An 18441-nucleotide genomic window follows, 5' to 3' on the forward strand; every position below is an offset into this window, starting at 1 on the left:
CTCAGGCAACGAGTCGCAACCGATTTCAGCGAAATCCAAGGGGAATTGGATCGGAAATGGACTGATTTACCCCGCATCTGGTCAAGAACGGGCGCGAACCAGGGCGCAAGCATCCGGCCGCCCCGCACCGACATCTCGGTGCGGACGGACAAGCGTTTCAATGATGGAAGGCGGCGGCGGTCATTCGAACCGCCGCCGGATCAGGCGGGACTTATTCCTCGCCCATGCGCAGTGCGGCGATGAAGGCTTCCTGCGGGATCTGTACGTTGCCGTACTCGCGCATGCGCTTCTTGCCTTCCTTCTGCTTTTCCAGAAGCTTCTTCTTACGGGTGATGTCGCCGCCGTAGCACTTGGCGGTCACGTCCTTGCGCATCGCGGAGATCGTCTCGCGCGCGATCACCTTGGCGCCGATAGCGGCCTGGATCGGGATCTTGAACATGTGCCGGGGGATCAGCTCCTTCAGGCGTTCCACCAGCGCACGGCCGCGCGGTTCGGCCTGGCTGCGGTGGACCACCATCGACAGCGCATCGACCGGCTCGTTGTTCACGAGGATGTTCATCATCACGAGGTCACCCTCCTGAAGCCCGATCTGCTCGTAGTCGAAGCTCGCATAGCCGCGGCTGATCGACTTCAGGCGGTCGTAGAAGTCGAACACCACTTCGTTCAGCGGCAACTCGTACGTCACCTGGGCGCGGCCGCCGACGTAAGTCAGGTCCTTCTGGATGCCGCGACGGTCCTGACAGAGCTTCAGGATCGAGCCGAGGTATTCGTCCGGCGTGTAGATCACCGCCTTGATCCACGGCTCTTCCATGAAGTCGATCTTCACCGGATCGGGCATGTCGGCCGGGTTGTGCAGTTCCTTCACGGTGCCGTCGGTCATCGTCAGGCGATAGACCACCGAAGGCGCAGTGGTGATGAGGTCGAGGTCGTACTCGCGGCTCAGGCGCTCCTGGATGATTTCCAGATGCAGCAGGCCCAGGAAGCCGCAGCGGAAGCCGAAGCCCAGCGCCGCGCTCGATTCCATCTCGAAGCTGAAGGAGGCGTCGTTCAGGCGCAGCTTGCCGATCGATTCGCGCAGCTTTTCGAAGTCGTTGGCGTCGACCGGGAAAAGGCCGCAGAACACCACGGACTGCACTTCCTTGTAGCCCGGCAGGGCCTGAGTCGCGCCGCCCTTCACCGTGGTGATGGTGTCACCGACCTTGGCCTGTTCCACTTCCTTGATCTGCGCGGTGATGAAGCCGATCTCGCCCGGACCGAGTTCCGGCAGGTCGATGCGCTTGGGCGTGAAGCAGCCCACGCGGTCTACGAGGTGATCGGTGCCGCCCTGCATGAACTTGACGTTCAGGCCCTTCTTGATGACGCCGTCGATCACGCGCACCAGAATGACGACGCCCAGGTACGGATCGTACCAGGAATCGACCAGCATGGCCTTCAGCGGCGCGGTACGGTCGCCCTTCGGCGCAGGTATCTTGGCGACGACGGCTTCGAGGATCTCGTCGATGCCGATGCCCGACTTGGCGGAGGCCAGCACGGCTTCGGAAGCGTCGATGCCGATCACTTCCTCGATTTCGTGGCGCACCTTTTCGGGTTCGGCGGCAGGCAGGTCGATCTTGTTAATGACCGGGACGATTTCGTGGTCGTGCTCGATCGACTGATAGACATTGGCCAGGGTCTGCGCTTCCACGCCCTGCGCCGCGTCCACCACCAACAGCGCGCCTTCGCAAGCGGCCAGGCTGCGGCTGACTTCATAAGCGAAGTCGACGTGGCCCGGCGTGTCCATCAGGTTCAGCTCATAAGTGAGCCCGTCGGACGCGGTGTAGTTCAGGCGCACGGTCTGCGCCTTGATGGTGATGCCGCGTTCCTTCTCGATGTCCATGTTGTCGAGCACCTGGGCGCTCATCTCACGGTCGGAGAGGCCACCGGTGCGCTGGATCAGACGGTCGGCAAGCGTCGACTTGCCGTGGTCGATATGGGCAATGATCGAGAAATTTCGGATCTGGGCGAGTTCGGTCATGGAAGCGCCGTTAGCAGCGCTTGGATCGTTTGAAAATGCGGTGATCGCGCATTTTCGGGTAGGGCGTCAGCCAGCCTTGCGCAGCAATCCCGCATCGGCGCCTTCCGGAGCGGATTCCGGCCCGGCGCGGGCCGGCGTGAACTGCACCCCGCCGGTGGCATCGAGTTCGAGCGGGCGGACGAATTCCACGCCCATGCGATCCTCCCGGCACCAGCGCGCGGTGGCCAGAACGACATTGTCGTCGGCGAGATGAATGCCGAACTGGGTCTCCGCGGGCACGTTCCACAAGCCCTCGACCATGGCGCCGGTGCTGGAAATGTTGCGGATCGTGGCGTGATAGATGTGCCCGCCGTGCTCCAGCACGACCTTGCGCAGCATGGTCTGGCGCGGTGCGCGGGCCGAGCGCGGGCCCACGGCCACCGCGATCAACCCCCGCTCCAGCCGCGCCACGACTTCGGTGGAAGTCAGCGACTTTTCATAGATATAGCCTTGAACGTGGCTGCATCCGAGCAGGCGTACGAGATCGAGTTCGTCGAGCGTCTCCACTCCTTCTGCCGTCGTTTCCATGCCCAGCGCCTCGGCGAGGCTGACGATGGAGGAAATGATCGCGCCGTTGCGGCTGCCCTCGATGGTGGCGCCGCGCACGAAACTCTGGTCGATCTTGATCTTGTCGAACGGCGCCTTCTTCAGGTAGCCGAGCGAGGAGTAGCCGGTTCCGAAATCGTCGAGCGCCAGGCGCACGCCGACATCCTTGAGCGCGCTGAACATCGCCTCGGTGGAGATGTCCTCGCCCAGGAACACGCTTTCGGTGATTTCCAGTTCGAGCCGGCCGGGATCGATGCCCGAATCGGCGATCGCGCGCGCGACGATCGCCGGCAGTTCGGTATTGGCGAACTGGAGCGGCGAGACGTTCACGGCCACGCGCACCGCGTGCGGCCAGCCGGCCAGATCGCTGCAGGCCTTGCGCAGTGCCCATTCGCCGATTTCCGCCACCAGGCCGGTTTCCTCGGCCACGGGCACGAATTTGGCGGGCGAGAGATAGCCGTGCTTGGGATGCTTCCAGCGCAGCAGCGCCTCGAATCCGGTGATCTTCTCGGTCGTGGTGTGCACTTGCGGCTGGTAATGCAGCTCCAGCGCGCCCGCGTCGATGGCGTCGCGCAAGTCCTGTTCAAGCTGCTGGCGCTCGCGGGCGTCGGAATGAAGATCGTCGTCGTAGAAATGATGGCGCCCGCGGCCACCGCCCTTGGCGGCATAGAGCGCGAGGTCGGCATTGCGGATCAGCGTTTCGACCGTGGTGCCGTCTTCGGGGCACATGGCGATGCCTAGGGAAGCGCCGATGATGACGCGGGTGCCGTCGATCGAATAGGGCTGCGAGAGATTCTCGATGATCCGGCGGGCGAGATGGCCGAGCCCCTCGTGCTGGTGATAGCCGGGCAGGATGACCTGGAACTCGTCGCCGCCGAGCCGTCCGACCCGGCCCATGTTCGCCACGGTCACGCGCAGGCGCTCTGCCACTTGCTTGAGCAGGGCGTCGCCGGCCGGATGGCCCATCGTATCGTTGACCTGCTTGAAGCGGTCGAGATCCAGCAGGAACACCGCGCAGGCGCGGTTCTCGATGCGGGGCGAGTTGATGACCTTTTCCAGCCATTCCGACATCTGGAACCGGTTGGCCAACTTGGTCAGCGAATCGAAGCGCGCCAGCTGAGTGACATGCTGCTGCGACTTGCGCGTCTCGGTGAGGTCTATGCCGGAGCCGCGGAACCCCAGGAAATTGTGGAACTGATCGAGCACCGGGCGACCATTGATCGACCACCAGCGCTCGTCCTTCTCGTTCGTCGCCGCCCGCACCGTCACGTCCTGGAAGGACGAGCGGGTCGAGAGGTGGAACGCCAGCGTCCGCTCGCTGTCATGGTCTTCCGCGCGCAGGCGGAACAGGCTCAGGAACGGTCGTCCGTAAAGCTGGATCTGTTCGGTATCGAGCAGTTCGGCAATGCGCGGCGAGACATAGGCGATGCAGCCGCGGCGGTCGGTTTCCCAGAACCAGCCCTGCCCGGTATCCTCATATTCGCGCAGGAGTTCCTCGGCACGGTGCCGTTCGCGTTCCTGCTCCGCGCGGTGCGCCGATTCCTCGGCGCCGAGCCGCGCCTGGCGCATCGCCACGACAAGGCCGATGCCCAGGCCCGCACCCAGCATGCCCAGGGTCGCGGTCGAAGCGGAATGCGCCGCCGCGCCGGCCCAGAGACCGACGGTGGCGGCCACGATCGAGGTCAGGCGGCGGTCGAGCAGCACGGTGGCGAGCAGAACCAGAATGCCATAGCCCTTGACGGTCAGCCGCCAGTCGAGTGCGGCAGTATCCTGAGTCCATTGCGCCGCGGCGACGCCGAAGAGCAGCATGGGCATGGCCACCGCCAGCAACATCAGGGGGTAGCGTTTCCAGCTGCGATGATGGAGCCTGTTCTCCACGGTCGCCAGCAGCGGCGCGCCAAGACAGAGCAGCATGGCCGCAAAGGACAGTGCCAGGGGCAGCCGGCCCGGCGCGCTGTGCGAGACGACGCCCAGCCCCACCATGATGCAGACCATGGCCGGCGCCATGAGTTCCCAGCGCCGGGCTATGAAGAAATGAAGGGGATCGCTGCTCGGTCCACGCGGGCGCAAAAAGGCGAAATTCGGAATGCCGGGCCGGTTCTGGGCCTCGGGACGAGTCGCAGGGGCATGCGGGTTCTGCGCGTCTTCACGCGGTGCCCCCGGCAGCTTGTTGAATCCCTTCCTCGCCATCGCATCGGCTATTGCCGCGCGGCCATTGCGAAAGTGTTAAGTCCCGGCAACCAAACCCATTGTCGACCGGATATGGCACATCTCGCCCGATCTGCCGGATTTCGCTTGCCGCCGGTCCGCAGCCGTGTTTGCTTCTTTGCTGGCGGGCGCATTTGCCCAGGTTCCGCCCGCTTGGGAGAAAAATCCATGCGACACATCGCCATCGTCGGATCGGGACCGGCCGGATACTACACGGCCGAGGCAGCGCTCAAGCAATGGAAAGACGGCGTCCGGGTCGACATCTTCGATTCCTCGCCCGTCCCCTTCGGCCTGATCCGTACCGGCGTTGCCCCCGATCACCAGTCGATCAAGAGCGTGGCCCGCCGCTACGAAACCACCGCCCTCAGCGAGAACGTGCGCTTCGTCGGCAATGTCATGGTGGGCCGGGACATCTCGATCGACGAATTGCGCGGCCTCTACGACGCCGTCGTCCTCGCCACGGGCGCGCCCAACGACCGCAGGCTGGACCTTCCGGGAGAAGACCTGCCCAATGTCTTCGGCAGCGCCTCCTTCGTCGGCTGGTATAACGGACATCCGCAATTCGCCGAGCTGCATCCCGATTTCGCGCATGACACGGCCGTGGTCGTGGGCAACGGCAATGTCGCGCTCGACGTGGCGCGGATCCTTGCCAAGTCCGGCGCCGAATTCGAGGGGAGCGACATCGTCGCCCATGCCCTCACCGCCCTCGAAGCCTCGCGGATCAGGCGCATCGTCATTCTCGGGCGGCGCGGACCGCACCAGGTGACGATGACGCCGAAGGAGCTGGGCGAACTGGCGAAGCTCTCGCGCGCCTGCCCCCGCGTCGATCCCGCCGACCTGCCGCCCCTGGCGGAAGACGCGGCGCTCGATCCGGGCATGCGCAAGACCATGGGCCACTTGCGCAGCTTCGCGATGGCGGGCGGCAGCGCGAACGACAACGGCACCGGCACGGCCGACGATGCGCCTTGCCCGGACCGCGACGTGCGAATCGAGTTCGATTTCTTCGCCGCCCCCCGCGCCATACTCGGCACCGACCGGGTGGAAGGCGTGGAGGTGGAACGCACGCGGCTGGTTGACGGCAAGCCAGTGGGAACGGGCGAGACTTATCATGTGCCGGCCGGAATCGTCGTGGCCTGCATCGGCTATCAGACCTCGCGCATTCCCGACGTGCCCTACGACGAGCAGGGTGGCCGCTTTGCCAATGTCGATGGGCGGATCATGCCCGGCCTCTACTGCGTCGGCTGGGCGCGGCGTGGACCGACCGGCACGATCGGCACCAACCGCCCCGATGGTTTCGCCATCGTGGAGAAGATCGACGCCGATGTCGGCGGCCTGGGCGAAGCCGGCAGCGGCAAGGCCGGACGTCCCGGTTTCGACGCCCTCGCCGCCGAGCGAGGGATCGATTACGTGAAGTTCACCGAGTGGCAGAAGATCGACGAGGCCGAAGTCGCCAATGCCCGCCAGGGCGCCCCGCGCGAGAAGTTCACCGAAGTGGACCGCATGATCGCCAAGGCCCACCCCTCGATCCAGGAAAGCTGAGAGCAGGCTGCCGCTTCGGGCCCAGGGCGGCCCGGACGGCGGCGGTGGCAGCGGCGGTTACGGCGCCAACAAAAAAGGCCGGGGGTGAACCCCGGCCTTTTCCTGTTCGATCGAACCGTCCGGTCAGACGCGCATCGGCATCAGGACATAGAGCGCGGGGCTCTTCTCGTCCTGGCGGATCAGCGTCGGCGCGCCGGCGTCGGCAAGGTGGAGTTCCACGGTATCGCCGTCGATCTGGCCCAGGATGTCCTTGAGATAGTTGGCGTTGAAGCCGATCTCGAAACCATCCGAAGAGTAGTCCGCCGGGACTTCTTCCGCTGCCGTGCCGTTGTCCGGCGAAGTGACGGACAGGGTCACGCGGTCCTGCTCCAGCGCCATCTTCACGGCACGGGTCTTCTCGGTGGCAATGGTCGCCACGCGGTCCACGCCTTCGAAGAAACTCTTGGGATCGATCTTGAGCAGCTTGTCGTTGCCGGTCGGGATCACGCGCGTGTAATCGGGGAACGTGCCGTCGATCAGCTTGCTCGTCAGCACAACGCCGTGCTCGCCGCCCAGAGTGAAGCGGATCTTGCTGGCCGAAAGATCGACCAGGACATTGGTATCGAGCGCTTCTTCAAGCAGCTTGCGCAGCTCGCCGACGCATTTGCGGGGCACGATCACATCGGGCATGCCCTCGGCGCCGTCCGGGCGGGCCAGGGTGAAGCGCGCAAGGCGGTGGCCGTCGGTAGCCGCGGCCTTCAGTTCCTCGTCCGAAACGTGGAGGAAGATGCCGTTGAGGTAATAGCGCGTCTCTTCGGTCGAGATCGCAAAGCGCGTGCGGTCGATCAGCTGACCCAGCGTGGCGGCCGGAATCTCGAAGCTGGTCGGCAGCTCGCCCTCGGCGATCATCGGAAAATCGTCGCGCGGCAGGGTGGGAAGCTGGAAGCGGCTGCGTCCGGCCTTCACGACCATGCGGTTGTCCGAAGCGTCGAGGCTCACCTGGCTGCCATCGGGCAGCTTGCGCGCGATGTCGAACAGCAAGTGGGCGGAAACGGTGATCGCGCCGGCCTGCTCGACCGAGACGACGCCAAGCGTCTCGACGACCTGCAGATCGAGGTCGGTCGCCATGATGCGCAAGGACCCGGTGCCCGAGGCCTCGATCAGGACGTTCGAGAGAATGGGAATGGTATTGCGCCGCTCGACAACGGACTGCACGTGCGACAGGCAGCGCAGGAGCGTGGAACGTTCGATGGTGGCCTTCATGACAGCCTTTAGTCCCCCTTGATCGGGCAAGGGATGCAAAACATCCCGAATTTCAGGACGAATATCTCTAGCGAACGGAAGGCATGCGGCAAGCGAGTATTGACCGGGTACCGGTGAATCTGGGGATAAATGAGGGGACTTTAGACGTTTTTCGTCCACTTCGAACGCGTTTCGTGCGCCGCTCCGTCAAATTGCTTCAATCAAGGCCTTGCCCAGGCAGATCGATTCTTTCCGGCCCGCATATCGCCCATAAGGCGCAATGGGCAGGTAGCCGTGCCGCCGATAAAAGGCCGTCGCCCGTTCGTTGATCTTGCGGGTGGAAAGGCAGACCTGCCGATAGCCATCGGCCGATGCAGCCCTTTCCAGCTTGGCCAGGAGCGCCGCGCCGCAGCCCTGCTCGGCATACATGCGCTTGATCTCGGCCACATCGCCTTCGAGAGGCCGATAGGCGCCGCAACCGATCGCGGCGCCCTCCCCGTCCCGCGCCAGCACGAAAAGGGAGCGGGGCACAAGGACGTCGGACGGATCGAACGAGGCCGTGCCGCCATCGCCGGTTATCGCGGCGAGCGCACCCGAAAGGCGCGCCATCACCGCGACTGCATCGGGCTCGCGCGGATCGCAAGGTTCGACCCTTACCATCCGCACGACCCCGCGCGTCCTGTCAGATCATCACCATGCCGCCATTGACGTGGATCGTCTGGCCGGTGACGTAGCCCGCTTCCTTCGAGGCGAGGAACACGGCGGCGGCAGCGATATCCTCGCCCTCGCCCATGCGGCCCATCGGGATGCGGCCGTTCAGCGCGTCCTTTTGCGCATCGGGCAGAACGTCGGTCATCGCGGTGCGGATGAAGCCCGGCGCGACGCAGTTCACAGTGACGTTGCGGCTGGCGAGTTCCTGCGCGAGGCTCTTCGACATGGCGGTGATGCCGCCCTTGGCCGCGCAGTAGTTCATCTGGCCGGGATTGCCGGTGGTGCCGACGACCGAGGTGACATTGATGATGCGGCCGAAGCGCGCCTTCATCATCGGCTTGGTGACGGCGCGCATCAGGCGGAAGGTCGATTCGAGGTTGATCTTGATGACCTGATCCCACTCCTCGTCCTTCATCCGCATGGCGAGATTGTCGCGGGTGATGCCGGCGTTGTTGATGAGGATGTCGATCTTGCCGAGCGATTCGAGCGCGGCGGGAACCAGCTTCTCCACTTGCTCGGGATCGCCGAGGTTGCAGGCGATGGCGACGTGGTCGACGTCCTGCACATGCTGCGGGGTGTGCTCGTCCAGCTCGTCGCGGAAGGCACGCAGCTTGTCGGCATTCGAGCCCGAGATAGCCAGGCGCGCACCCTGCGCGGCCAGCGCGCGGGCGATCGAGGAGCCGATGCCGCCCGAGGCGCCGGTGACGAGGGCGGTCATTCCGTTGAGGTTGAACATCTTTTCAAATCTCCGTGACGCGCTCTCCCAAGGCGGGGAGCGCTGGCCCGCTGAACGGACCTTTCTTCAAGCCTCCTGCGGTCCCGGGTCAAGCCCAGGACGACGCGGATCAAAGGGTTTTGGCCAGTTCCTCGATCTCGGCCATGGTCACGGCAGAGATCACCTCCACCTCACCGGCCGAGCGCTTGATCATCGGGCCGAGCACTTTGCCGCCGAGTTCGACGAAGGTCTCGACGCCCGCCTCGCGCATGGCGATCGCGCTTTCGCGCCAGCGGACGCGGCCGGTGACCTGCTCGACCAGCAGGCGCTGGACTTCGGCAGGATCGGTGACGACCGAGGCAGTGACGTTGGCGAAGAGCGGCACATGCAGGCTGCCGGGAGGGGTCTTGCCCAGGGCTTCGGCCATGGCGTCAGCGGCGGGCTGCATCAGCGGGCAGTGGAACGGCGCCGAAACCGGCAGCAGGACACCGCGCTTGATGCCGAAGTCCTTCACCAGCGCAACGGCGCGTTCGATGGCTTCGCGATGGCCCGAGATCACGACTTGCGTGGGATCGTTGTCGTTGGCGACGGTGCAGACCTGACCTTCGGCCGCAGCAGCAGCGAGTTCGGTGGCCCTCTCGATGTCCGCGCCCAGCAGTGCCGCCATCGCGCCAAGGCCGACCGGAACGGCCGCCTGCATCGACTGGCCGCGCAGCTTCAACAGACGCGCGGTGTCGGCAAGGCTGAAGGCACCGGCGGCGCAGAGCGCGGTATATTCGCCCAGCGAGTGGCCGGCGACGAAGTCCGCCTTGTCGGCCAGCGTCACGCCGCCTTCCTTCTCCAGCACGCGCAGCACGGCGATGGCATTGGCCATGATCGCGGGCTGGGCGTTCTCGGTGAGGGTCAGTTCCTCCTCGGGGCCCTGCGTCATCACGCGGAAGAGGTTCTGGCCGAGCGCCTCGTCCACTTCCTGGAAGACTTCGCGCGCGACGGCGCTGGCTTCGGCGAGTTCGGCGCCCATGCCGACCTTCTGGCTGCCCTGTCCGGGGAAAACGAATGCACGCATCTTGGCGGCTCCTTCTGTCCGGCGGGCCCTACGGTTGCGCCCTGCCGATTTTTTGAAATTCTTGTGTGGCGCGGCGCGTTATTGACCTTGGAGCCGCTCTGCAAGCCCGAAGGGCACGATACGGTTCGCCGCGTCGTGGCCGATATCCGCGCGGCCAAGGTAGGGGATCGAATGGTGCGTGCACCAGTGACGCACGATCTCCTCGGCCTCGACGCCGAACGGGCGGTCGTTTTCAGGCACGTCGCTGACCCGGCCAAGCCGCAATCCCGCCACCCCGCCGAGATGCGCAGTCAGGTGGAAGAACAGGCGGTCCACCGCGTAGAGATATTCCGATACCTCTTCCACCAGCACGACATGCTTGGCGAGCCCCGGCATCAGCGGGGTGCCGCAGAGCATCGCCAGCGTCATCAGGTTGAAGGCGACGCGCGGATGATCGTCTCCGGTCGGCTCCAGCCCCGAGGCATCGCCGGTCAGCCAGCGGAGCGCGCGGCGCACCGCCTCTGCCCCGCCGTCGCGCCGGATGTCGGCCAGCATCGGGCCATGAACGGGCTTGCCGATCCGCGCCCGGTAGAGACCGCCGAGCAGATATCCGGCATCGGAATAGCCGAGGAACGTCTTGCCCTGCGCATCGTGCGTGAACCTGGCGATGGCCGCTTCGGCGACGCGGCAGGCTCCATAGCCGCCGCGGGCGAACCACACCGCGTCCACCGAGGGATCGTTCGCGCATTCCACCAGCGCCGCGATCCGCCGCGCATCGCTGCCGGCGAAGTGGCCCTCCACCTCGAAGCACTGGTCGTGGATCGCCAACTCCACATCGGGGAACTCGGCGGCGGCGAGCGCGGTGACGGCCTCCGCATCCTCGCGGGTGATCGGGGTGGACGGTGCACAAACTGCGATACGGGTCATGGCACCTTCCTATCGAGGTTGTCAGGACGAACAAGGCCGCATACCGAAGCGTCATGACTTCCGCGCATCACGAACTCACTTCACATCCCTGGTTCTTCTGCGGCATCGGCGGATCGGGCATGTTGCCGCTCGCGCTGATCCTCAAGGGCCACGGCGCGCAAGTCGCCGGCTCGGACCGCAGCCGCGACCAGGGCCGCACGCCCGAGAAGTTCGCCTGGCTGGAGAGCCTCGGCTTCGACCTGCACCCGCAGGACGGCAGCGGGATCACCGGCGCGGAGCAGACGCTGGTGGCTTCGGCAGCCGTGGAAGACACCGTGCCCGAAGTGGTCCGCGCCAAGGAATTCGGCTGCCCGCGCATGAGCCGCGCCGAACTTCTGGCGACGCTGTTCAACGCCGCACCGTTCGGCGTCGCCATCGGCGGCACTTCGGGCAAGTCCACCGTCACCGGCATGACCGGCTGGATCATGACCCATGCGGGGCGCGATCCCACGATCATGAACGGCGCAGTGATGAAGAACTTCGCCAGCCCCGATGCGCCTTTCGCCAGTGCCCGCGTCGGTGAAGGCGAGGTTTTCGTGTCGGAAGTGGACGAAAGCGACGGTTCCATCGCGCTCTATCGCCCCAAGGTGGCGGTGCTCGGCAATGTCAGCCTGGACCACAAGAGCCTTGAGGAACTGCGCCAGCTTTTCGGGGACTTCCTTACCCGCGCGGACGTTTCCGCGATCAATCTCGACGACGCGGAGACCGCCGCCCTCGCCCCGCATGCCAAGGCGCTGGTGACGTTTGGAATCACCTCACCGGACGCGCAGATCGGCGCGACCGAAGTATTCGAAGGCCCGACTTCGCTGACTGCCACCGTGCTCGATCGCCGCGATGGATCTTCGCATGCGCTCGCACTCAAGGTGCCGGGGCGCCACAATCTCTACAACGCGCTGGCCGCCATTGCCGCCGCCAACGCGGCCGGGGTTGCCGTGGCCGATGCGGTTGCAGGGCTCGGCAGCTTCGTGGGTCTCGCCCGGCGGTTCGACATCGTCGGCACCTCTCCCTCGGGCGTGACAGTGATCGACGACTTCGGCCACAACCCGGACAAGGTTTCCGCCACGCTGGCAACGCTCAAGGCCCATCCGGGGCGCGTGATCGCGTTCTTCCAGCCCCACGGCTATGGCCCGCTCAAGCAGATGGGCCGTGAACTGGCGCAAGTTCTGGCGACCAGGCTGGGGCCGGACGATATGACGATCCTGTGCGACCCGGTCTACTTCGGCGGCACCGTGGACCGCTCCGAAGGCAGCGAACGCATCGTGCGCCTGATCGAGGCCGATGGCGGAAAGGCCGAGTACCTGCCCTCCCGCGAAGACTGCGCCGCTCGCATCGCCGAAATCGCCAAACCCGGCGACCGCGTGGTCGTCATGGGCGCGCGAGACGATACCCTGACGGTGTTCGCGAAGGACCTGCTGGCAAGGCTCTGAAACGTCGTTCCCGGACTTAATCCGGGACGACGGCTATCCAGAATTTGGCTTCAGCCGATCAATGCGCCCCGCCGCGCGCCTTGGCGATGAAGTGCACGATCGCCGCGATCACCGCGCCCAGCGCCAGGCCCACCACGGCCGACGCCGCGGCATAGCCCAGCCAGCCGAGCGCGCCGCCGACCGGGCCGCCCAGCACGGCCAGCCAGTGCTGGAACTGGTGCGCCACATGCGCGGGAGCGGGAACGCCCAGCTCTTCCAGCCCGTGCAGGATGATCCCGCCGCCGACCCAGAGCATCGCCAGTGTGCCGACCGAGGCCAGCACCGTCAGCACTTTCGGCATGCCGTTCACCAGCATGCGCCCGAAAGCCTGCGTGCCCTTGCCCTGCTTCTTGGCGAGATGCAGGCCGATGTCGTCCATCTTCACGATCAGCGCGACGGCGCCGTAAACGCCCGCGGTGATGAGAATGCCCACCAGCGCCAGGGCCACCGCGCGGGTGAGAAGCGAACTGTCGGCCACTTCGGAAAGGGCGATCGCCATGATCTCCGCCGAGAGGATCAGGTCGGTGCGGATCGCGCCCGAGACGCGCGCCTGCTCGAAAGCGGCCACGTCGGTGACGGGGGCCTCCAGCGTCTCGCCGTGATGGGCGCCGCCGAACTTCTCCAGGATCTTCTCGGCGCCTTCGAACGCCAGATAGCTGCCGCCCAGCATCAGGATCGGCGTGATCAGCCAGGGCAGGAACGCGCTGAGCAGCAGCGCGATCGGCAGCAGGATGAACAGCTTGTTGCGCAAGCTGCCCTTGGTGATCTTCCAGATGATCGGCAATTCGCGCTCTGGCGTGAAGTCGGTGACGTAGCCCGGCGTCACCGCGGCATCGTCGATCACGACGCCCGCCGCCTTGCTCCCGGCCTTGGCGACGCCCAGCCCCACGTCGTCGAGCGAGGCTGCGGCGGCGCGGGCGATCACCGCAACGTCATCGAGAAGAGCAACGAGGCCGGAAGCCATCTTTAAGAATATCCCCTGTTGAATGGTGGCAGCAGCCATGCGGGGGAAACCACCCGCGATCAAGCGAAAGCGGACAAAGTCGTGAGTCCCAAGCGACTTGCACCCGCAGCGCTCACGAAATCCCCGCCCTGCCCTTAACTCCGCAAGCCGGCATCCGTTCTCAGCTTCGAACGGAAGAGAGCTTCCGCCACCTGCCAACCGCCTGACAATCCGGGGATTTACGATGTCCGTCATCAATACCAATATCAGCGCCCTGCGCGCCGCAAACGCTTCCAACTCCGCCAACAAGATGCTGGGCACCGCCATGGAGCGCCTCTCCACCGGCAAGCGCATCAACTCCGCGAAGGACGACGCCGCCGGCCTCGCCATCTCCACCTCGATGACCGCGCAGGTTCGCGGCATGAGCCAGGGCATCCGCAATGCCAACGACGGCATCTCGCTCGCCCAGACCGCCGACGGCGCGCTTTCCGAAGTGTCGAACATGCTGCAGCGGGTGCGCGAACTGGCGATCCAGTCGGCTTCCAGCACCTATCAGGACAGCGACCGCGACGCGATGCAGCAGGAAGTCACGGCGCTCACCGACCAGATCGGCGACGTCCTTTCGCAGACCAAGTTCAACGGCAACAACCTCTTCGCCACGACCGGCAGCGACGTCACCTTCGACATCCAGACCGGCGCGAACTCGGGTGAAACCGTTACGCTGACCTCCAAGGTGATCGACGGCGCCAACCTCACCGCCTCGGCGCTCGATGTCTCGACCAGCACGGCCGCCTCCGCCACGCTCGACAACGTCGACGACGCCCTGGCGGACGTCAACGCCAACCGCGCCTCGCTCGGCGCCGGGCAGAACCGCCTCGAATCGGCGATCAACAACCTGACCAACAACGTCACCAACTTGTCCGATGCGAAGTCGCGGATCGAGGATGCCGACTATTCCACCGAAACCACGCAGATGGCCAAGGCGCAGATCCTCAGCCAGGCCTCGACCGCGATGCTGGCCCAGGCCAACCAGGCCCAGCAGAACGTCATGAGCCTGCTGCGCTGACGCAAGACTAGCCCGGGAAGGGTCGCAAGCAGACGGCGGGCCGCAAGGTCCGCCGTCTTGCCATGCGCGGGGATCGCCTGCCGCCCGGTTGCGCCCGAGGCCGGATTGCGGTTAGGAACGTTTCCCGGCCGCCGGGAATGCAGCTTTGGCTTGCGTTCCGCGCCAGATCCGCTAAGGGGCCGCCTTCCGTCTCGTGCGACATGCCGGACGGGAGGGAAGAAAGCCGGAGGGGCCCCGCAATCCCGCGGACAAGCCAGCGATCGGTTAGACTAGAGAAAAGGAAGCTGCCGTGGCTCTATATGAGCACGTGTTCCTGGCACGCCAGGACCTCAGCCAGGCGCAAGTCGACGCGCTTGCCACCACCGCTACCGAGATCGTCGAGTCGAATCAGGGCAAGGTCACCAAGACCGAGACCTGGGGCCTCAAGAATCTCGCCTACAAGATCAAGCGCAACCGCAAGGCGCACTTCGTGATGCTGAACATCGAAGCTTCGGGCGACGTCGTCGCCGAGCTCGAGCGCCAGACGCAGATCAACGAAGACGTCATTCGTTACGTGACCATTCGTGTCGACGAGCACGAAGCCGGTCCGTCGGTCATGATGCGCAAGAGCGACCGCGAGCGTACTCGCCGTCGTGAACGTGAAGGGAACTGATTTCCATGGCACGTGCATTCTTCCGCCGCCGCAAGTCCTGCCCGTTCTCGGGCAAGAACGCTCCGGCCATCGACTACAAGGACGTGCGTCTGCTTCAGGGCTTCATGTCCGAGCGTGGCAAGATCGTTCCCAGCCGCATCACCGCGGTTTCCGCAAAGAAGCAGCGTGAGCTGAGCCAGGCGATCAAGCGCGCCCGGCACATCGGCCTGCTGCCCTACATCGTCAAGTAAGGAGGGCTAGCCCCATGGACATCATCCTCCTCGAACGCGTCGAAAAGCTCGGCGCCATCGGCGATGTCGTTTCCGTCAAGGACGGTTACGCCCGCAACTACCTTCTTCCCAACAAGAAGGCCCTGCGCGCCAACGAGAAGAACAAGAAGGTCTTCGAAGCCAACCGCGCGAAGATCGAATCCGAAAACGCCGAACGCCGTACCTCGGCCGAAGCGCACTCGGGTAACGTCGAAGGCAAGCAGGTCGTCCTGATCCGCGCTTCGTCGAACTCGGGCCAGCTCTACGGTTCGGTCTCGGTGCGTGACATCGTCGACGCTCTCAACGAGCAGGGCGCCGAAGTCAGCAAGCAGATGATCGTGCTCGAACGCCCGATCAAGACCATCGGCGTGTTCGACGTTCGCGTTAACCTGCACCCCGAAGTCTCGGTGAACGTCAAGGTGAACGTTGCCCGTTCGCCCGACGAAGCCGACCTGCAGTCGCAGGGCGTGGACGTGATGGCCGCGATGTTCGAACAGGACGTCTCGGGCTTCACCGAAGCCTACGACCCGAACGCCGAACCCGGCGAAATCGCGGTCGAAGAGGAAGTTGCCGAGACCGAAGAAGAAGCCTGAGCTTCCTTTTCGCGGTAACGACCGAAGAGATTCAGGGCCCTCGCTCCAACCGGAGCGGGGGCCTTTCTCTTTTTGCAGGAAATAGACCATGACCACCGACATCCCGGCCGAGCTTCGGCACGACTACGCGGCCGACGCGGATCTGCGCGCCGCACTGCTGGCGCTCAACAACAGCCATGCCGTGGAACTCTCGCTCGCCGACGAGGCCCGCATGGACATGCTGGTGGAGCGCGCTTTCGTGGCGGCGCGGATCGGGCGACTGGACGCAGCCCTGATCGCTTTCGATCAGGACGCCGATTACGACAGCGCCAACTTCCAGTGGTTCCGCGCCAAGTATCCGCGCTTCGTCTATATCGACCGCGTCGTCACCGCTCCCCAGGCGCGGGGACGCGGCCTTGCCCGCAAGCTCTATGCGCATTTGTTCGATGAGGCGCGCGCGGCCGGTCACGACCGGGCGGTCTGCGAGGTCAATTCCGATCCGCCCAATCCCGCCAGCGAAGCCTTCCATCGCGCCCTCGGCTTCGAACCCGTTGGCGAGGCRCTGCTGGAGAACGGCAAGACCGTGACTTATCTGATGCGGCCGCTGTAGCCACCGCGCCTGCCGCCCGCAGGGTTCAGCCATCCTCGCCCGCGACTATTGCACTGCAATACGAATCGCGTAAGAGTGGGCGATGGAAACGATAGAAAACACCCTCGCGGAACTGGTCCGCGTATACGAAACTGCCGTCAGCACCCTGCGCGCAGACATTTCCGCCTTCATCGAAAACGGCACCCCGCCCCCGCTCGACCGCCGCGAGACGCGCGCCTGGTCTTATCCCGAGCTGCGCATCACTTATGCCGGCATCGAGCGCGGCACGTTCTACAGCCGATCCTTCGGCCGCCTGAACGAAAGCGGGGTCTATGTCACCACGATCACCAAGCCGCGTCTTTTCGCGGACTACCTGACGGAACAGCTCGCGCTGCTCCACGAGGATTACGAGGTGGAGATCGAGGTCGGCCGCTCGACGCAGGAAATCCCCTTCCCCTACGTCCTCGACGGCGTCGGCATGGGCAGTGTCACCCCGCAGGAACTGGCCGCGCATTTCCCGACCACCGAATTGGCCATGATCGGTGACGAAATCGCCGACGGCGTCTTCCGCCAAGGCTCCAACGAGCCGCTGCCGCTGGCCCTCTTCGATGGCCTGCGCACCGACTTCAGCCTGGCGCGCCTGCAGCACTACACCGGCACCAGCGTCGAGCATTGCCAGCGCTATATCCTCTTCACCAATTACCACCGCTACGTGGACGAGTTCGTGGACTGGGCCGGCAAGCAGATCGGTTCGGACGGCTACACCGCACTCTCGGGCGCCGGCGGCCTCTACCTCGACACGCCGGTGGACAATGCGCGCGAGCGTCTGTCCGATACGGCCTGGCGCCGCCACCAGATGCCGGCCTACCACCTGATCCGGCCGGACAAGTCGGGCATCACGCTCGTCAACATCGGCGTCGGTCCCTCGAACGCCAAGACCATCACCGATCACCTCGCGGTGATCCGCCCCGAAGTCTGGCTGATGATCGGCCACTGCGGCGGTCTGCGCGAAGGGCAGCGCATCGGCGACTACGTGCTCGCCCATGCCTATCTGCGCGACGACCATGTGCTCGATCCGGTGCTCCCGCCGGAAATCCCGCTTCCCGCGATCGCCGAAGTGCAGCAGGCACTGGCCTCGGCTGCCGAGGCCGTCAGCGGCGAAGGCGGCGCCAATCTCAAGAAGCGGATGCGCACCGGCACCGTCGTCACCACCGACGATCGCAACTGGGAACTGCGCTATACCGAATCTGCCCACCGCTTCAGCCTCAGCCGCGCCATCGGCATCGACATGGAAAGCGCCACGATCAGCGCCCAGGGCTATCGCTTCCGCGTGCCCTACGGCACCCTGCTCTGCGTGTCCGACAAGCCGATACACGGTGAACTCAAGCTGCCGGGTCAGGCCAACCGCTTCTACGAGGAGGCCATCGCCAGCCACCTCAAGATCGGTCTCCACGCCTGCGACCTGCTGCGCGCCGAGGGCGAGAAACTCCATTCCCGCAAGCTGCGCGCCTTCAACGAGCCGCCGTTCCGCTAAGCCGCGGCGCAGCGAGACATCCGGCGGGCGCCGTTCCGAAAGGAGCGGCGCCCGTTTTGTTTCAGAGTTTCCCGGCGAACGATCAGAATGATCCATTGCATCGGTCACCGAATTCAGCAATCTTGTGACACCAAACATCAGCACATGATAATAATATTCTTCAGATAAGATCCATCAACAAGTTATTTCATGTGAAGCGTTTGTTTCAATATTTTACGCTATTTTTACATAGATGTATCAACAGTTGAAATAATAGTTGCTCATCTACAACTCGGCGATCCAACAATAGATTTGAACTATTATTACATGATGACAGATAGTTCATCTTGGGAGCACACCCCCTGATCTGGTTCCGGCCTGCGGCAAA

At 64.8% G+C, this 18441-nt stretch carries 16 protein-coding genes; 8 read left to right on the plus strand and 8 right to left on the minus strand.

Annotation, left to right across the window (positions count from 1 at the left end; genetic code table 11):
• Positions 1 to 211: 211 nt before the first annotated feature.
• The gene (lepA, locus tag AB4Z00_RS16540; RefSeq protein ID WP_132263211.1) at positions 212 to 2014 is read right to left on the minus strand and encodes a translation elongation factor 4; all 1803 of its coding nucleotides are present in this window, start codon (positions 2012 to 2014) and stop codon (positions 212 to 214) included.
• Positions 2015 to 2080: 66 nt separating this feature from the next.
• Positions 2081 to 4789 carry an EAL domain-containing protein gene (locus AB4Z00_RS16545; RefSeq protein WP_442046625.1) on the minus strand — a complete coding sequence of 903 codons (2709 nt, stop codon included), beginning with the start codon at positions 4787 to 4789 and terminating at the stop codon, positions 2081 to 2083.
• 186 nt (positions 4790 to 4975) lie between these two features.
• On the opposite strand from AB4Z00_RS16545, the gene AB4Z00_RS16550 reads away from it, so the two are divergent.
• Complete coding sequence (locus AB4Z00_RS16550) at positions 4976 to 6346, plus strand: FAD-dependent oxidoreductase (protein ID WP_442046626.1); 1371 nt, start codon at positions 4976 to 4978, stop codon at positions 6344 to 6346.
• Positions 6347 to 6469: 123 nt separating this feature from the next.
• Here the strand turns inward: AB4Z00_RS16550 and dnaN are convergent, their stop codons facing one another.
• From dnaN to AB4Z00_RS16575, 5 genes are all read right to left on the minus strand, one after another.
• Positions 6470 to 7588 (minus strand): DNA polymerase III subunit beta, encoded by a 1119-nt coding sequence (gene dnaN, locus AB4Z00_RS16555; protein ID WP_132263216.1) that lies wholly within the window; start codon positions 7586 to 7588, stop codon positions 6470 to 6472.
• A gap of 186 nt (positions 7589 to 7774) precedes the next feature.
• Positions 7775 to 8227 carry a GNAT family N-acetyltransferase gene (locus AB4Z00_RS16560; protein WP_442046744.1) on the minus strand — a complete coding sequence of 151 codons (453 nt, stop codon included), beginning with the start codon at positions 8225 to 8227 and terminating at the stop codon, positions 7775 to 7777.
• A 22-nt stretch (positions 8228 to 8249) separates the two neighbouring features.
• Complete coding sequence (gene fabG, locus AB4Z00_RS16565) at positions 8250 to 9014, minus strand: 3-oxoacyl-[acyl-carrier-protein] reductase (protein ID WP_132263218.1); 765 nt, start codon at positions 9012 to 9014, stop codon at positions 8250 to 8252.
• Positions 9015 to 9123: 109 nt separating this feature from the next.
• Positions 9124 to 10059, minus strand: a complete 936-nt coding sequence (gene fabD, locus AB4Z00_RS16570) for an ACP S-malonyltransferase (RefSeq protein WP_442046627.1) — start codon at positions 10057 to 10059, stop codon at positions 9124 to 9126.
• A 78-nt stretch (positions 10060 to 10137) separates the two neighbouring features.
• Positions 10138 to 10965 (minus strand): LD-carboxypeptidase, encoded by an 828-nt coding sequence (locus tag AB4Z00_RS16575; RefSeq protein ID WP_442046628.1) that lies wholly within the window; start codon positions 10963 to 10965, stop codon positions 10138 to 10140.
• A gap of 53 nt (positions 10966 to 11018) precedes the next feature.
• Here AB4Z00_RS16575 and AB4Z00_RS16580 point away from each other — a divergent pair, with 53 nt between their 5' ends.
• The gene (locus AB4Z00_RS16580) at positions 11019 to 12431 is read left to right on the plus strand and encodes a glutamate ligase domain-containing protein (protein ID WP_442046629.1); all 1413 of its coding nucleotides are present in this window, start codon (positions 11019 to 11021) and stop codon (positions 12429 to 12431) included.
• Positions 12432 to 12489: 58 nt separating this feature from the next.
• Here the strand turns inward: AB4Z00_RS16580 and AB4Z00_RS16585 are convergent, their stop codons facing one another.
• Positions 12490 to 13434 (minus strand): DUF808 domain-containing protein, encoded by a 945-nt coding sequence (locus AB4Z00_RS16585; RefSeq protein ID WP_132263224.1) that lies wholly within the window; start codon positions 13432 to 13434, stop codon positions 12490 to 12492.
• A 223-nt stretch (positions 13435 to 13657) separates the two neighbouring features.
• Between AB4Z00_RS16585 and AB4Z00_RS16590 the strand changes: the two genes are divergently transcribed.
• From AB4Z00_RS16590 to AB4Z00_RS16615, 6 genes are all read left to right on the plus strand, one after another.
• The gene (locus tag AB4Z00_RS16590; protein WP_132263226.1) at positions 13658 to 14479 is read left to right on the plus strand and encodes a flagellin N-terminal helical domain-containing protein; all 822 of its coding nucleotides are present in this window, start codon (positions 13658 to 13660) and stop codon (positions 14477 to 14479) included.
• Between the two features lie 289 nt (positions 14480 to 14768).
• Positions 14769 to 15131, plus strand: coding sequence for a 30S ribosomal protein S6 (gene rpsF / locus AB4Z00_RS16595; protein ID WP_132263227.1), 363 nt, complete (start codon positions 14769 to 14771; stop codon positions 15129 to 15131).
• Between the two features lie 5 nt (positions 15132 to 15136).
• Positions 15137 to 15361 carry a 30S ribosomal protein S18 gene (rpsR, locus tag AB4Z00_RS16600; protein ID WP_021232952.1) on the plus strand — a complete coding sequence of 75 codons (225 nt, stop codon included), beginning with the start codon at positions 15137 to 15139 and terminating at the stop codon, positions 15359 to 15361.
• A 14-nt stretch (positions 15362 to 15375) separates the two neighbouring features.
• On the plus strand, positions 15376 to 15972 hold the full coding sequence (gene rplI, locus AB4Z00_RS16605) for a 50S ribosomal protein L9 (RefSeq protein WP_132263229.1): 597 nt from the start codon (positions 15376 to 15378) through the stop codon (positions 15970 to 15972).
• Positions 15973 to 16060: 88 nt separating this feature from the next.
• Positions 16061 to 16561 (plus strand): GNAT family N-acetyltransferase, encoded by a 501-nt coding sequence (locus tag AB4Z00_RS16610; protein ID WP_442046630.1) that lies wholly within the window; start codon positions 16061 to 16063, stop codon positions 16559 to 16561.
• 82 nt (positions 16562 to 16643) lie between these two features.
• Positions 16644 to 18074: an AMP nucleosidase gene (locus AB4Z00_RS16615; protein WP_442046631.1), complete on the plus strand. Its 1431-nt coding sequence runs from the start codon at positions 16644 to 16646 to the stop codon at positions 18072 to 18074.
• The last annotated feature ends 367 nt before the right edge of the window (positions 18075 to 18441 follow it).

Source organism: Novosphingobium sp. YAF33 (assembly GCF_052113265.1).
GTDB lineage: Bacteria > Pseudomonadota > Alphaproteobacteria > Sphingomonadales > Sphingomonadaceae > Novosphingobium.

Excerpts from the sequence above, each read along its gene's own strand:
- rplI (WP_132263229.1), top strand. The coding sequence starts at position 15,376 with ATGGACATCATCCTCCTCGAACGCGTCGAAAAGCTCGGCGCCATCGGC.
- fabG (WP_132263218.1), bottom strand. The coding sequence starts at position 9,014 with ATGTTCAACCTCAACGGAATGACCGCCCTCGTCACCGGCGCCTCGGGC.
- lepA (WP_132263211.1), bottom strand. The coding sequence starts at position 2,014 with ATGACCGAACTCGCCCAGATCCGAAATTTCTCGATCATTGCCCATATC.
- AB4Z00_RS16580 (WP_442046629.1), top strand. The coding sequence starts at position 11,019 with ATGACTTCCGCGCATCACGAACTCACTTCACATCCCTGGTTCTTCTGC.
- AB4Z00_RS16550 (WP_442046626.1), top strand. The coding sequence starts at position 4,976 with ATGCGACACATCGCCATCGTCGGATCGGGACCGGCCGGATACTACACG.
- rpsR (WP_021232952.1), top strand. The coding sequence starts at position 15,137 with ATGGCACGTGCATTCTTCCGCCGCCGCAAGTCCTGCCCGTTCTCGGGC.
- AB4Z00_RS16590 (WP_132263226.1), top strand. The coding sequence starts at position 13,658 with ATGTCCGTCATCAATACCAATATCAGCGCCCTGCGCGCCGCAAACGCT.
- AB4Z00_RS16560 (WP_442046744.1), bottom strand. The coding sequence starts at position 8,227 with ATGGTAAGGGTCGAACCTTGCGATCCGCGCGAGCCCGATGCAGTCGCG.
- fabD (WP_442046627.1), bottom strand. The coding sequence starts at position 10,059 with ATGCGTGCATTCGTTTTCCCCGGACAGGGCAGCCAGAAGGTCGGCATG.
- AB4Z00_RS16545 (WP_442046625.1), bottom strand. The coding sequence starts at position 4,789 with ATGGCGAGGAAGGGATTCAACAAGCTGCCGGGGGCACCGCGTGAAGAC.
- dnaN (WP_132263216.1), bottom strand. The coding sequence starts at position 7,588 with ATGAAGGCCACCATCGAACGTTCCACGCTCCTGCGCTGCCTGTCGCAC.
- AB4Z00_RS16585 (WP_132263224.1), bottom strand. The coding sequence starts at position 13,434 with ATGGCTTCCGGCCTCGTTGCTCTTCTCGATGACGTTGCGGTGATCGCC.
- AB4Z00_RS16615 (WP_442046631.1), top strand. The coding sequence starts at position 16,644 with ATGGAAACGATAGAAAACACCCTCGCGGAACTGGTCCGCGTATACGAA.
- AB4Z00_RS16575 (WP_442046628.1), bottom strand. The coding sequence starts at position 10,965 with ATGACCCGTATCGCAGTTTGTGCACCGTCCACCCCGATCACCCGCGAG.